Below are 14,377 nucleotides of genomic sequence, written 5' to 3'. Positions count from 1 at the left end.
TTGGAGAAATGCAATGGATGAAGAGTTAAGATGTACGCCCATATATCGTGCTCTTTACGAACCTAAGCTAATTATGGGAGCAGAGCGCGAACCAGTGCTGATTTTAACGCTTTTAATTGGCGTTTTTATTATTTCAGCAATGAGCATTGTTGCAACAATTATTGGCACGTGTATTTGGTTGATTGGCCTTTATGTGCTACGCAAAATGGCAAAAATTGATCCTATGTTGTTTCGCGTTTACATTCATTACTTGCGTTATCAGCGTTATTATCCAGCTCGCTCAAGCCCTTTTCGGGTTGCACGATCAAAATGGCCTTATTAGATGTTTTAATTAAAACATTCTCGTTTTAGTCTGGCTCGGTTTCTGATTTTTTAAATTTTGCCATCTTAATTGATGAAAGCTAAAATTATCCTCAAAAATTTAATTGGTTTTTGGGGTGGGAATATGGTGGTTTAAGAAAGCAGATGACAAAAAAATGATCTTGCGATAAGAAGTTTAAAGACTAAAAAGCGGGCACAATATAATATAAATAGATAATCATGAAAGAACTCACCCATATTGATCCTATAATTACCCATTATGATGCTGTATTTTGTGATGTTTGGGGGGTTGTGCACGATGGTGTGCGCGTTTTTGATTCAGCTGTGAAAGTTTTGCAGAAAATGCGCAAGATGGGGAAAAGCGTTGTTTTGCTCACCAATTCACCCCGACCACGTGAAGATGTTATAGCCCAATTGCAAAGGCTGAAGGTTGCCAGTGATTGTTATGATGCAATTGTCACTTCAGGTGATGTAACGCGTGATCTTATTTTGAGTGCACCGCAGAAGATCTTTTTTATTGGTCCGCAACGTGATTTGGCTTTGTTTAAAGGGTTAGCATGTGAGCTGGTTGAAGAAGAGGAAGCTGGTGCGGTGGTTTGCAGTGGCTTTTTTGAAGATTTTGGGGAAACGCCACAGGCTTATGAAGGTATGTTACAGCGCCTACAAGAACGGGGGTTGCCTTTTATTTGTGCCAATCCTGATATCACCGTTCATTGTGGTAATCAAACATTGTGGTGCGCTGGTGCATTGGCACAGCTGTACCAACATTTAGGCGGTGAGGTTCGTATTGCGGGTAAACCCCACGCACCTATTTATGAATGTGCTTTTGAAAAGCTAAAAAACATCCGCGGGACAATAGAAAAAAGTCGGATTTTGGCTATTGGAGATGGCATTTTGACCGATGTTAAAGGCGCTATCGATTTTGGTATTGATGTCCTTTATATTCTGGGTGGGATCCATTGTCATGACTATACGCACAATGGTGTGATCAATAAAGAAGCTTTGCACTCTTTTCTTGACCATTATGGTTATCAGCCACAAGTGATGATGTGGGCGCTTCAATAATGGATAATTTTTTGCGTCTTCAAGGGCACACAGAGATTCCTGAAATTTTACGTGGTGCAGTTTTAGCTATTGGGAATTTTGATGGTGTTCATCGTGGTCACCAAGCGGTGTTGCAAAAAGCGCTAGATTTAGCACGTGTAAAAAACAAGCCAGCTCTTGTGTTGACATTTGAGCCACATCCAAGAAGTTTTTTTCAAGGTTCAGATTGTATTGATCGTTTGACACCGGCAACTGAAAAAGCCGAAATCTTCAAAATTTTGGGTTTTCATGGTGTTGTTGAAGAGCCTTTTGATGCACAGTTTGCTGCTCTTTCAGCTGATGAATTTATTAGCGTTGTTTTAAAACAAGCTTTTGATGTTTGTGTTGTGGTAACGGGGGATAATTTTCACTTTGGTCGAAAAAGAAGTGGAAATGCACAGTTTTTGCGTCAAAAAGGGGAAGAGTGCGGTTTTGAAGTTGTTCAAATTCCTTCTTTATGCACCCTACAGGGGGAAAAAATTTCTTCTAGTTTTATTCGTCAGCTTTTATCACAAGGGCAGGTGGAAAAAGCAGCCCATTTATTAGGGTACCATTATCGTGTGCGCTCAAAAGTTATACATGGTAAAAAGCTTGGTCGGTCTTTGGGTTTTCCTACTACCAATCAAGTGTTGCCTTCCCAAACAAGCTTAGCGCATGGTGTTTATGCAGTACGATTGCGCCGTTTAAGTGGTGTTTTGCATGATGGTGTTGCAAGTTTTGGCTGTCGCCCAACAATTGTTGATGGTGGAGCACCACTTTTAGAAACTTATTTGTTTGATTTTACTGACGATCTTTATGATGAAAACTGTACAGTTTCTTTTTTGCAGTTTTTACGAGGGCAAAAAAAGTTTGATGGACTAGAGCTTTTGAAAAAACAAATGCAACATGATGAAAATGAAACAAAAGCGATTTTAAAGACAATTCAACCGCTTTCATCATTAGATCAGCTGCTGACTTTTAAAAAAACATCATGATCCGATCTAAAAAGGAAAAAAGAATCGCAAAAATAGAACTTAAGCTGATTATGAGAATAAAAATATATTCCAAAACGTCATGAAAAAGGTGAATTTTTCGTTTATGAGTAGGGGAATCAGCGGTTTGAATATCAGATTTCATCATTGTTTTTGTCGCTTTTTAGATAGCCTCATATTTTTAATAATAAGAAAGTTTAATGTTTGTTTCTTTCTGTTTTATTAAAACACAAGGTTAAATAATGCGCGCTAAAGAGCAAAGGTGAATTGAGCGTGTGCCATAGCAGCAATAAGCGAGCAGAGGAAGTGGTGCTGTTTTTAAAATTGTTTGCATAGCTTCAATGTGAGATTTTTCTATAACCGAAGGTGTAATAGGAATATAATGAGCTTGTATTCCATATTGATGAGCGGCTGCTTGAATGGTGGCAAAATCAGGCTGGTCAGGCTCTTCTTGATCGGGCCTGTTGCAGACAATAGTTTTAAATCCAGTTTTTGCGAGCGTTTTAATATTTGCAACGCTGATTTGGGCACTAACAAAAATACCATCTTCAATTTGCTGCAACTTCATTTTTGTTTATCCTTGTTGAGTATACTGCTTTGGTGCAACTATTTATGTTGCTCTCTTGTTTTGTGCCTTTAAATAGGCAGTATAATTAAATAAACAGTGTGATAAATGAGATTTTTATGAGCGGCTTGAGTTTAACAAAAATTTATAGCCTGTCTAGAAAGATGAAAAGCCTCAAACGGCATTAATGGTATAAAGTGAATGGTATAAAGTGGTTGCCAATTTAGTTTTATAAATTATCGTTAATGTCTTTAAAAAGTAATCTGCTGAAGTCAGATCAAACTTAGTGATCAAAGTGCTTTTATTGTGAGATCAATTGATAAAGATGTTGTTATAAAAATGCTTAAATCTTTGAAAGGGTAATATTGCGGTAAAAGTTACTTATTAAGAATTACTTGTAAAAAAAACAGGCCTTTAAAAAACAGGTCGCTCTTAAAATGCCTTAGTAACAAAAATTTTTACACAAATTTTTAAGGCAGTAATTACGTATCAATAATACAACTTAAGCAAAGAAAATACACTTCCCTCTTCTTAATTTTTATGAACTACTTTTCAAATTCTATGTACTTTCTTTGCTTGTATATAACACTCTTATTTTAACTGCTCAAAATAGCTCAGATTTTGCTATGGATGTGAAGAGCTTATAAATGAGCCTCTCTCAATGAGACTTTATTTTATTGAATGCCAAGCACCAAAGCTAAAACAATAATAGCATTGGCACTGATAATCAGTGTCGAATAAAGCATAGCAGTTTTTACAATATCAGTCATAACAAACCTCTCATTGTTTTTAGAAACCTCTCGCGGTTTCTCATTGTATCAATGTATATTCACACAATGTTACAAGCTGTAATATACGCTGATATCAAACATTCGGCAAGCTTAAAAATTTTTTTTGAATTAGGGGTGGGTAGGTGTGCTTTATGTTATGGTTTATAGGGGGTAAAAGGTTTGTTATAGTGATGTGTAAATTTTAAAATATGTAAAAATTGTGTAGCCACGACCCCATTAATTGTGTAGTTACAACATCATTTTCACACAAGCTTTGTCACTTAAAGTTTGTGAGAAAAAATGCGCTAAAGAGTTTTTTAAAGTTCTTTTGGCAAAGGGGGTTGAATGTAATTGTTTAAGGAGAAAAGTGTGCAGCGTAGTCCGGGTACCCATATTGGAGACCAAAATCAATTTTCTGGTCGAGATATTGCGTTTGCGATGGGAATTATCATTATTCTCACGGTTCTCTTTTTACCTGTTCCTGCCTTTATTTTAGATTTGGGGCTTTCCTTTTCCATTGCATTTTCTGTTTTGATTTTAATGGTTTCGTTGTGGATTCAGCGGCCACTTGATTTTTCAGCTTTTCCAACAGTTTTGTTGATTACGACCTTATTGCGCTTATCCCTTAACATTGCGACAACTCGTGTTATTTTAACCCATGGTGATGAAGGCTATAAAGCCGCAGGAAATGTGATTCACGGTTTTTCGCAATTTGTGATGGGGGGGGATTTTGTTATTGGTCTTGTTGTTTTTGCCATTGTTATTATCGTCAATTTTTTGGTGATCACCAAAGGTGCAACGCGTATTGCTGAAGTGGGTGCACGTTTTACTCTGGATGCTATTCCAGGAAAGCAAATGGCTATTGATGCTGATCTTTCATCAGGCCTTATTGATGAGAAAGAAGCGCAGCGTCGCCGTCATGAGCTTGAAGAAGAAAGTTCCTTTTTTGGGGCAATGGATGGTGCATCAAAATTTGTGCGTGGTGATGCTATTGCCGGGCTTATTATTACGGCTGTTAATATTGTTGGGGGTATTATTATTGGTGTTACACGCCATGGAATGACATTATCTGGTGCGGCTGATGTTTTTACTAAACTTTCAGTGGGTGATGGTCTTGTTACACAGATACCGGCTTTGATTGTTTCTTTGGCGGCAGGTCTTTTGGTTTCTAAAGGGGGTACCCGTGGTTCAGCTGAAAAGGCTGTTTTGGGGCAACTTGGAAGGTATCCCAAAGCGCTTTTTGTATCTTCTCTTCTTTTATTTATGTTAGGGTTGATGCCTGGTCTGCCAGCTGTTCCTTTTATTCTTTTGTCTTTGCTTATGGCTTCGATTGGTTATTCTATTCCACATCGCTTGCGCAAAGAATCTCTTGCACAAGAAGCACAGTTGGCACAAGATGCACAAAAGGCTCATCAAGAAGAAAGCCAGTCACTTAAAGCATCGCTTGAAACGGTGCGCGTCGAAATTGCTATGGGCAAGCAATTGTCTAAACATTTATTATCCAAAAAGGTTGAGCTGGCTGACCGTGTTGCAAAAATGCGCCGTAAATTTGCGCAAGAATATGGTTTTGTTATTCCTGAAATACAGATATCAGATGATTATAAAGTGCCGGCAAAAAGCTATTGGATCAAATTATATGGTACGGTTGTGGCATCTTACGAAATGCGCATAGGTGAGGTTCTCATTATGCCGGGCAATAAACCTATTCCCAATATTCCAGGTGAGCAGGTATGTGAGCCGGCTTTCGGTATGCGTGCTTTTGCAACCTCAGAAACATTTCGCTCTGAATTGATGCGTGAAGGTTATATGGCGGTGGATAATCTTTCAGTATTATTAACCCATTTAAGTGAAGTTTTACGCAATAATTTAGCGCAATTATTTTCTTATAAAGATATGCGCATTCTTCTAGAGCGTTTGGGGGGCGAATACCGTAAATTGTTAGAAGAAATTTGTCCTGCACATCTTTCTTATTCTGGTTTACAGGCGGTTTTAAAACTTTTATTATCAGAACGTGTCTCCATTCGTAGTTTAAATCTTATTTTAGAAGCGGTGGCTGAAATTGCACCCCATGTGCGACGTTCTGATTTGATTGCTGAGCATGTGCGGTTGCGTTTATCGCAGCAAATCTGTGGTGACTTGTCTGAAGGCGGTGTATTACAAGTTTTACGGATGGGAAGTTACTGGGACCTTGCTTTCCACAAATCTTTAAAACGTGATGCAAAGGGTGAAATTATTGAATTTGATATGGATCCCGTTGAACTTGAAAAATTTGGAACCGAGGCAACAGCTATCATTCGCCAATATATGGAAAAAGCGGTGCGTTTTGTGCTGATCACATCGCCTGAAGCGCGGCCTTATGTTCGCATGATTATGGAACGCCTTTTCTCGACGTTGCCTGTTCTTTCTCATGCAGAAATTGCTCGTGGTGTTGAAGTTAAAACATTAGGAGTTATCTCTTCACAGGAGAAGAGTTGATGTCATTGACGTCTTTATTACCTGTGACGTCTTTGCCAATTGACCAGTTGGTTATCATTGCCATGTTAGTTTTTGCACGGGTAGGGGCTTGTTTGATGCTTATGCCAGGCATATCAAGTCTACGTATTCCCATGAATTTTCGTTTATTTCTTGCCATTGCTTTTTCATTTGTAATGCTTCCTTTGGTTGTTGATTTTTTTAAAGAACTTGGTGATAAGCCTGATATTGCAGTTCTTACACGCGCTTTGTTTTCTGAAATGCTTATTGGGGCTAGTTTGGGGGTTATTGCTCATGTTTATCTGTGGGCGTTACAATTTATGGCGACAATTATTGCCATGTCTATGGGATATTCAGGTCAACCTGGCCATAGTGTGATTGACTCAATGCCAGAAACTCAAATTGCGCATTTGTTTGTTTTGGCGGCTGTCATGCTTTTTTTGCAAGTGATTTGCATATGGTGACTATTCGTGGCCTTTTAGCTTCTTATGATGTTGTTTCACCATCTTTTGTTCCAAATCCAGAAGCCGCTTTGATTGATTATCGTGATGTTTTGTCACGAGCATTTTTAACCACACTATCTATTGCAGCGCCTTTTATTACTTATGCGATTTTAATCAATATTGGGATTGGATTGGTCAATAAATTAACACCTACCATTCCGGTTTATTTTATTTCATTGCCTTTTGTTGTCGCAGGGGGGGTATTTTTACTTTATTTCTTGATACCAGAGCTTTTACATTTTTTCAGTTTAGAGCTTCAAGATTGGCTCAATAGGGGACCTTAAAAATGCAAAAAGGCAAACGCTACCGTAAGCTTCTTAAGATACAAAGTTTTATGAAAACTTATCATAAGATTGAATTAGAAGGTTTACACAATGAGCTTTCTGCTTGTGAAGAGGAGACGCGAGCACTTTTTTCCTTAATGGAAAAGGAAAAAACTCCTGATTTTTTGGATGCCAGTTTTTTAGCACGGCGCTTACAACGTATAGCCAAAACAGAAAAACATCTTCAGGGACAAATTGTACAAAAAAAACAAATTGTGCATGAAGCTTCTAGCTGTTTGCAACGATTAGAAGAAAAGTGTAAAGAGGTTAAAGTTATAGAAGAACGTCAACAATTTAGTAATATGCTTGAAGATTATATTGCAGATAAAATAATAAAAGACGTCAGTTTGACATAAGTTTGGTGTTTTATAGTGCTTAAATGTTATAGGGTTTACTTTATTTTTTACAGCTATTGAAAGAATAAAAAAAATCCTATCTTTGTAGAAAATATGCATTACAAAGAAAAACGAGTTTAAAAAGAGGCAGCGTATGGTGCTTTAGTTGCTTTACATAATGTTCTTATAGTGATCCACGCGGGGTGATTTATTTAAATATTGTGTTTTGTTTAGAAATACATTATGTGCAAAAGCTCTACGCACGCAAGACGCTTTGTGCACGAAGAGTAATTTTACTCAAATGAATACAAACCGTTTCTATGAAATTAAAGAAAAACATACATTATTGTCAAATTTAAGACGAAACTTAAAAATTTGAAACAAAGAAAAGCGAATGGTAGTTAATAAAGGGGAAGCTCATGGCTATTCAGCCACCTTCAGATATTGTTCTTGATGTTGCGCGCGCAGCTGACCCAGTTGAATATCGCGCTTCTGTTGAAAAATTGCGTGATTTACGCAACACAGCACGCACACAAACTGTTGCACACCAAGAAAATAATTTTGCTCAACTCGTGCACGCTGATTACACAAACTCACATACCGTAACACAACACGAACTTCAACAAGTACACATAAAACCGCACAGCGTAGAGAACAAAAATACTGAAGCCTTTAAAAACTTTGAAGCCTTTATACTGCAGACTTTTGTTGAAAATATGTTCACAACTGAGATGCAATCCATTTTTGGAAAGGGGCAAGCAGGGCAAATTTGGAAATTTATGATGGCTGAACAATTAGCTAAAGAATTTGCTACGTCTGGAGGAATTGGCATTGCGCAAATGTTGATTTCTGAACAGGCTAAGAAAGAAGAGGGGTCATATAATGGAGAGAGAAATAGAATAAATGCTACCCATTAAAGACGCTGTTTATCATTAGTGCGGTCGTTCATAAAATGAGCTGATCTGGCACGTTAATACCGAACACAAACTATTTAATATGACAATTAAAATACCATAAAGGGGAATAAAAATGTCTGTAGCGCAATGTGATGATGAAAATGTTGCATTAAAAACAAAAGTTCTCAACAATGATCTAATTGGTCGTGATTGGGCAATAACAAAATTTATGGCTGCCGTTAAAGGGCTGACAGAAGTGGTTGATTATGAAAGCAATATGCTTGAAAGCCACGGTGTTCCAGATTATGAAGAGGTTAATTTACGTAAAACACGTGGTCTGCGTGATCTTAATCAGTCGATGAAAGATGTTATGCGGTATTTGGACCAAGATGTTGAAAATAAAATAGAAAGTTTACTATCTGATTTACAGGGAAAGTTACAGCGCAATAGTGAATTGCTTCAAGTGCATTTAGAAGCTGTTAAGGAACTTTCTCAAATTATGCAAACAGTTGCTCGCGCTGAAGAGACAGATGGAACTTATGATCCTGTTTTAGTTAATGCTGGAAGCCGCAAATGATTAAAATGATTGCGATGGGGGTATGGGGTTGTTTGGTAGCTCTTGGCATTTTAATGTTGAGTGTCAAAGTGAATGCTGTAAAGCCCGATATTTCAGAAGCGTCTGCTCCCGTCGTAGAAGAGGTTAGTTCTGGTCAGACAGAAGTCATCAGTGTTCCCATTTTAGTTGAGGGAGTTGTCCAGGGTTATATAATTTCACAATTAACTTATCTTATAGATAAGAAAGTTGAGAAAGATGTGTCCCTTCCTTTAAGTGTATTGATTAATGATGCTATTTTTAAATGTTTTTGGGACAGTTATTCAGATGTACGTGCTGTCGAGAAGATAAAATTTGAGACGGTTAAAAAACAGATTATAGATGAAGTTAATCAGCATTTTCCAACGCCTGTCGTGAAAGATTTGCTTGTGAAACAGTTTAATTATCTTCCAGCTGATCAAATACGCGATATGAAACATACGGGATAGAAATATTTAAACTATGGTATAAGAAGCTTTTTTGAAGCATAAAGTTTTCAAAAAATTGTACTTTAGAAAAGGGTTTTTAAAAGACTTCTGCGCAAGTTATTAGTGTTAGAAAATTATTTTTATATTAAATATGTCCACCTTAATAAGATCCACGCGGGGTGAGGGGGGGGATATTATAAAATAAGCCTCTTATTTTGTTATCAAATAGAGAGGCTTATTTGTATAATAACATTTAGCATCTTTGCTTTTTATCTTACATTCTTCTTATTTGTCTTGCACCCTTCTTATCTTTAAGGTGTGGTGCTTTAATCCACAATACAGTTCGTATTTTAATGAGGCAGTGCATATTTTAGTGGGTAAGTCTTTTTTGTATTCGTGCATTATTGAGTGCATTCATCAAATTACTGGTATTTGTTTCTTCATCGGATGGGTTTTCAAAATGCACTTATCCAATTCAACTCCAAATTCTTCTGATGACATGATGAGCCGGAAAAAGGCTTGTACGCCTTCATTTGAAAATTCCATATGAAGCAAGATTTTTGGTGTAGTGTTCCAATCTAATTCATAACTGGCATTACGCGCAAAACGCATGGTATTAGGGTAAAAACGCAATTCTGTGGCGCTTTCAATCAGTTCGGAAAGATGGTTAAAACGCTCTGTGTGGATACAGGCAATGAAGTCACCCACATCGATCAGTCGTAATTCTGGAATAAATTGCGCTACCTGTTTTGCCAGAAACATTTCACGGATTTCAGTTATATAATTTTTTTTCATCGTATGACTTTATGTTATTTATTGTTTTGGTATTTTAAAGTTTATATTAATTTGGTGTTGCATTTTGAAAAAGTTGCAAATGCTTATTTTAATGGATCTTCTGACTGTTGATGAAGCGAATTAAAGCAGCAACACTTTCATATAATTCAGGGGGATAACTTGGTCGACTTCAACTTGTTTATACAATGTACGTGCTAATTCTACATTTTCAATAACAGGGATGTCATTTTCGACAGCAATTTCACGAATTTGTAAGGCGAGAATATCTTGCCCTTTTGCAACCACAACTGGTGCATAATCAAGGGTGGTTTATAGCGCAAAGCAACAGAAAAGTGGGTCGGGTTTGCCACAATTAAGGTTGCAGTAGGAACATTAGAAATCATTCGCAGACGCATGCGGTCATGTGCTAAGGAGCGCATCCGTGCTTTGATCATAGGGTTTCCTTCAAGGCTTTTATGCTCTTCTTTAATTTCTTGTTTGCTCATGCGTAGTTTTTGGCGCCAGTGAAAACGTGACCATGCTAAGTCAAACCCTGCAATAGCAGCAACGGCCACAATGAAAGAGAGCGACAGACCGACGAGTTTTTCACGAATATATTCTGGTAAAGCTGGTGCATCTGTTAATAATGCATTGATGAAAATTGTATTGTTTTTAAAAAACATAATATAAACAATTATGCTCACACCGATCAGTTTGGTTAATGATTTTAAAAATTCCACTAACCCTGCTTTACTGAAAATGCGTTCAAATCCATTACTAAGTGAAACGCGCGACCATTGTGGGCGAATGCGCTCCATAATAATACGTGGTACATGTTGTATAGCTGATGCACTTATACCGATCAGGGGTATAATAATTAAAATAGGTGCTAAAGCTAAGCCTACATTACCACCTACTAAATAAATCAAATGTTTAACATCTTCTGCAGTGTTAATGCGCCACGATTCAGGGCGTTCAAGCCATTGAAGCAAAAAATGCGAAAGCTGTGATATGGCCGGAAAAGCAATAAAAATAGAAATTACGCTAAAGCTTAAAAGAGAAGAAAAAATAGGCAATTCACGAGAAAAGGGAAGATTTCCTTTTTCTTCTTCTTTATGAATTTTGTGTTCTGTTGGTTCTTCTGTTTTGCTCTCTTTATCGGGTTTTTCATCTGACATGTTGGTTTAAGCGCGCCTTTTAAGACGTTCCTTCTTCACCTGAGAGATTAATTGTTCCTTGTTCTGATAGTTTGATTGCTGTTTGGGCAATATTACGGCGTGCATTCATAATTGCTTCTTGTTGGATGGAGTCATTGCCAGAAGAAAGTTCTGCTTCCACTATACGCCGTGTACGTTGTGAAAGAGAATTTAAAACAAGGTCTTTCATCTGATTATCTGCACCATGCAAAGCTGTAATAACGGTATCAGCTGTAATCTTATCAAAAAGCAGTAATCGTGCTTGTTCTGTCAAACGCGGAATATCTTCGAAAACAAAAAGCTTTGCTTTAATTTTTTCCAGATCTTCTGAACTCAAATCATCAAGATTTGCAAGCATCTCGTCAACATCTGCTTTATCAAGCTCATTAAGGATGGTGGCCACTTGCCCGTGATGAGCTTTTTCTCCCACATTATTGTCTTGTGAGAAAACAGGACGCAGCGCTTCATCAAGGACTGTGTCTATTTCTGGCGAAACTGGGCGTAGATGTAACCTTCTACGGGTAAGATCAGCACGCACCGCCATAGGCTGCGCCATTAAAATTTTTGCTGCAATTTCAGAAGAAAGACGCGAAACAATGTAGCTAACCACTTGGGGATGTTCTTGCGCAAAATGCATTTGCAAAACATCAATGTTTAATTTTGCAATAATCTCCCAAAGGCTTTCGCGAGGTGGAGCTGGTGCCTTTGAAGGGTCAAGAACTAAAGCTGCTTCTTCTTCTGATAATGTTTCTTGTACCAGATTGTCAAAACGTGAACCAGCTTCAGAAAAAGAAGCTCCTTCAGCAAAGGCATCTTCAAATTGACGAACCAGAATTTCAAAATCAGCAAGAGAAATGTTGGGTAAAGTATGCGCCTGCCCACTCAGACGGCGTAAATCATCTGGAGTGAAATGTTTTAAAAGACGCGCAGCAGCAGGTTTTCCTAAAGCAACAAGGAGCGCTGCAACTTTTTGTTGCCCAGAAAGTGTATCAATAAGTTTAGAAGACACATGTGTATCAGGTAACGTATTTTCCAATTCGTCTTCTGGTACAACATTTATTACTTCTGTCATTTTTTCTTTCATTGCCTGCGTCATATTTGTTTTTCACATTTTGCAAGTTAATTTATTTGCCCATAACTTCGGTAAGGCTTACCCCAAAACGGGAAGGATCGTCTTCTAGAACGATAACCTCACCACGCGCGATAATACGACCATTGACGATAATATCAATAGGGTCTCCAATTTGCTTATCAAGCGTAATCACTGAACCGCGACCTAAATCCATTAGGTTTGCTACTGGCATAGTGGTTGAACCTAAGACAATTTGAACTTCAACTGGGATACTCATAATGAGTTCTGGATTGCTATGCACTTCATTTGTATTTTTTTGTGCATTTGTAGCACCCATGCTTCCAACAGTTTTTCCTGCTGATGCAGTAAAAGCAGGGCCACTGCTTGCTGTTGCGCCGGGGGTACTCATCCCTGGTTTTTGTGCACTTGCTCCGGCACCACCTGGCATCCCAGGTTTTGCTCCTACGGGACTAGGTGATGTTGCTGGACGGGGTGGCGTTGCTGGGTTTACCCCTTTAGCACCTCCAGGAGGATTTATATCATTTGTCATTTTTGTCACCATATTCTTTGTTTTTGCCTTATACTCTTTGGTTTGTAAAGGCTTTGAGGTTTTCTATTTTAAAATTGTATTTTATTATTCAGAGGATCTTAGTGCATTTTACGCTGCACAAAAACCGGAAAGTTTTTGGGAACAATGGGTGGCTGTTGGTGCGTATGTGGTGCACCAGCTTCTATTGTAGGCTCATGAGCTTTAGCAGTTAAAGTGGCACGAAAATGGTCAAAATCGCTTTGTAGTTGATTGCGGACATTTTCCATATGAGCAACAGAGCGATCAATGTTGCGCCGAATCCGTGTTGATTCAATAATACGTGCATCCATTTTGCGGTTTTCATCACGAAACTCTTGATGTTCTTCACGCAATATTGAAATTGCTCGATCAAGGCAAGCAGTTCCGGTCTGAACTTGTTTAGCCAATTCTCGACCCATGTGGATTGTTGTCGTCAATTTTCGTGTAGTTATAATAAAAACACCTAACGATACCAGTGCTAGAAGTGCACTTGCTATATTAACTATGAACCAGCTCATCAATCATTTCCTTTTCTTCATCAATAGGATCAGTGACCCGGATGGAAAAATTTGTCCCCATTTTACCAAGGGAGCATTTATAAAGAGATTTTTTGCCACTGCGTAATTTTATCTGTTTAACAGCATTGGCAGGAAGGGACAGAACTTGCCCTACTTGAAGTTTTGATAATTCATCTAAAGTCATTGATCCTTGTTGGATAAACGCTTCAATAGATACGTGTGCTCGGCTTACTTCTTGTTTTAAACGTTTAGCCCAAAGCGGATCTGTATGTTTTGCAGGTGCGCGCAAGGCCCGTGTAACGGCTTCTTGAATAGGGCGGTGGCAACTGCGTGGCATTAAGATATTCACGTTTGTTTCTATTTCATTGCATTTGACCCCAAGAGTGCAAGAAAACATCTGTGATTGATGAAAGGTTTCTGCATTAAACTCTTGCGCTTTGAGTATTTGCTTAAAAAGTAAAAGAGAGCCATCACCTGTACCAAATATTCCATCCATTGTGTTAGCCAACAATTTTCCAAAATATTCACTTATTTTGTATTCTGTTGGGCTAAAGGGGCGTCCATTACGGTTTATAAGCTTTGGCTCTGCTGCACCAAAAAACGCTTCTGTTATAAGATCAACCAAGGTTGCATCAAGAACAAAGATAACATCATCTCCCCAAAGACTAGAGCTAAAATAAATCAATAATGTATCTGTTCCGATCGTTTGAATAATCTTATCACTTTTAAGTGTATCAAGCGATTGTACATCGGTAGAAAATTCTAAGGATGTATAATGGCCTAACTGTGCACAAAGACTGCTCGCTGCATCACGAAACACATATTGAAATGACATAAGGTCATCACTTGACAGACCAGCCGCACGCAAAATGTGTTGGGCCAACACATCTTGCTTTTTCTCTTCATTGATATTGTGCTCAGTTTGCGCAGCCTGTTCGGTTTGCGCAGTCTGCTCTGTCTGCTCTGTCTGTTCAGTTTGTTCAGTCATGT

At 38.2% G+C, this 14,377-nt stretch carries 14 protein-coding genes and 2 pseudogenes; 9 read left to right on the top strand and 7 right to left on the bottom strand.

Going from position 1 to position 14,377, the window contains the following annotated elements; all coding sequences use genetic code 11:
• Positions 1 to 13 precede the first annotated feature (13 nt).
• The 3 genes from trbD (at position 14) to BscR1v2_RS06305 (ending at position 2,378) form a co-directional block, all read left to right on the top strand.
• Entirely contained in the window at positions 14 to 322 is a 309-nt protein-coding gene (trbD, locus tag BscR1v2_RS06315; protein WP_078690124.1) for a conjugal transfer protein TrbD, read from the top strand.
• A 218-nt stretch (positions 323 to 540) separates the two neighbouring features.
• Positions 541 to 1,386: a TIGR01459 family HAD-type hydrolase gene (locus BscR1v2_RS06310; RefSeq protein ID WP_078690123.1), complete on the top strand. Its 846-nt coding sequence runs from the start codon at positions 541 to 543 to the stop codon at positions 1,384 to 1,386.
• Positions 1,386 to 2,378: a bifunctional riboflavin kinase/FAD synthetase gene (locus BscR1v2_RS06305; RefSeq protein ID WP_078690122.1), complete on the top strand. Its 993-nt coding sequence runs from the start codon at positions 1,386 to 1,388 to the stop codon at positions 2,376 to 2,378. The genes BscR1v2_RS06310 and BscR1v2_RS06305 overlap by 1 nt, the downstream gene beginning before the upstream one ends.
• Positions 2,379 to 2,610: 232 nt before the next feature.
• Here the strand turns inward: BscR1v2_RS06305 and BscR1v2_RS06300 are convergent, their stop codons facing one another.
• Complete coding sequence (locus BscR1v2_RS06300) at positions 2,611 to 2,943, bottom strand: protein tyrosine phosphatase family protein (RefSeq protein WP_078690121.1); 333 nt, start codon at positions 2,941 to 2,943, stop codon at positions 2,611 to 2,613.
• A gap of 1,205 nt (positions 2,944 to 4,148) precedes the next feature.
• Between BscR1v2_RS06300 and flhA the strand changes: the two genes are divergently transcribed.
• The 6 genes and pseudogenes from flhA to BscR1v2_RS06270 all read left to right on the top strand — a co-directional run bounded on the left by flhA (position 4,149) and on the right by BscR1v2_RS06270 (position 9,280).
• A complete protein-coding gene (gene flhA / locus BscR1v2_RS06295; RefSeq protein ID WP_236829025.1) occupies positions 4,149 to 6,185 on the top strand; it encodes a flagellar biosynthesis protein FlhA in 2,037 nt (678 codons plus the stop codon).
• Positions 6,185 to 6,969, top strand: a pseudogene (fliR, locus tag BscR1v2_RS08515) (flagellar biosynthesis protein FliR). Before flhA ends, fliR begins: the two are co-directional and overlap by 1 nt.
• A 2-nt stretch (positions 6,970 to 6,971) precedes the next feature.
• Entirely contained in the window at positions 6,972 to 7,364 is a 393-nt protein-coding gene (locus BscR1v2_RS06285) for a hypothetical protein (RefSeq protein ID WP_078690119.1), read from the top strand.
• 398 nt (positions 7,365 to 7,762) lie between these two features.
• Positions 7,763 to 8,260, top strand: coding sequence for a rod-binding protein (locus BscR1v2_RS06280; RefSeq protein ID WP_153302003.1), 498 nt, complete (start codon positions 7,763 to 7,765; stop codon positions 8,258 to 8,260).
• 112 nt (positions 8,261 to 8,372) lie between these two features.
• On the top strand, positions 8,373 to 8,816 hold the full coding sequence (locus BscR1v2_RS06275; RefSeq protein ID WP_078690118.1) for a flagellar protein FlgN: 444 nt from the start codon (positions 8,373 to 8,375) through the stop codon (positions 8,814 to 8,816).
• Positions 8,813 to 9,280 carry a hypothetical protein gene (locus BscR1v2_RS06270; protein ID WP_078690117.1) on the top strand — a complete coding sequence of 156 codons (468 nt, stop codon included), beginning with the start codon at positions 8,813 to 8,815 and terminating at the stop codon, positions 9,278 to 9,280. The genes BscR1v2_RS06275 and BscR1v2_RS06270 overlap by 4 nt, the downstream gene beginning before the upstream one ends.
• Positions 9,281 to 9,676: 396 nt before the next feature.
• On the opposite strand, the gene BscR1v2_RS06265 is transcribed toward BscR1v2_RS06270, so the two are convergent.
• The 6 genes and pseudogenes from BscR1v2_RS06265 to BscR1v2_RS06240 form a co-directional block, all read right to left on the bottom strand.
• Positions 9,677 to 10,054 carry a hypothetical protein gene (locus BscR1v2_RS06265; RefSeq protein ID WP_236828996.1) on the bottom strand — a complete coding sequence of 126 codons (378 nt, stop codon included), beginning with the start codon at positions 10,052 to 10,054 and terminating at the stop codon, positions 9,677 to 9,679.
• A gap of 88 nt (positions 10,055 to 10,142) precedes the next feature.
• Positions 10,143 to 11,211 (bottom strand): annotated as a pseudogene (flhB, locus tag BscR1v2_RS06260) (flagellar type III secretion system protein FlhB).
• 19 nt (positions 11,212 to 11,230) lie between these two features.
• Positions 11,231 to 12,301: a flagellar motor switch protein FliG gene (locus BscR1v2_RS06255; RefSeq protein WP_236828995.1), complete on the bottom strand. Its 1,071-nt coding sequence runs from the start codon at positions 12,299 to 12,301 to the stop codon at positions 11,231 to 11,233.
• Positions 12,302 to 12,353: 52 nt separating this feature from the next.
• Positions 12,354 to 12,638, bottom strand: coding sequence for a flagellar motor switch protein FliN (fliN, locus tag BscR1v2_RS06250; RefSeq protein ID WP_078690333.1), 285 nt, complete (start codon positions 12,636 to 12,638; stop codon positions 12,354 to 12,356).
• 311 nt (positions 12,639 to 12,949) lie between these two features.
• A complete protein-coding gene (locus BscR1v2_RS06245; RefSeq protein WP_010704244.1) occupies positions 12,950 to 13,387 on the bottom strand; it encodes a BAB2_0123 family type IV secretion system effector in 438 nt (145 codons plus the stop codon).
• On the bottom strand, positions 13,368 to 14,375 hold the full coding sequence (locus BscR1v2_RS06240; protein WP_078690115.1) for a FliM/FliN family flagellar motor switch protein: 1,008 nt from the start codon (positions 14,373 to 14,375) through the stop codon (positions 13,368 to 13,370). The genes BscR1v2_RS06245 and BscR1v2_RS06240 overlap by 20 nt, the downstream gene beginning before the upstream one ends.
• Positions 14,376 to 14,377: the final 2 nt, after the last annotated feature.

The sequence above is a fragment of the Bartonella schoenbuchensis R1 genome, assembly GCF_002022685.1.
Taxonomy (GTDB): Bacteria; Pseudomonadota; Alphaproteobacteria; order Rhizobiales; family Rhizobiaceae; genus Bartonella; species Bartonella schoenbuchensis.
The sequence above is the reverse complement of the archived record's forward strand: the minus strand, read 5'-3'. Positions and strand labels throughout refer to the sequence as shown.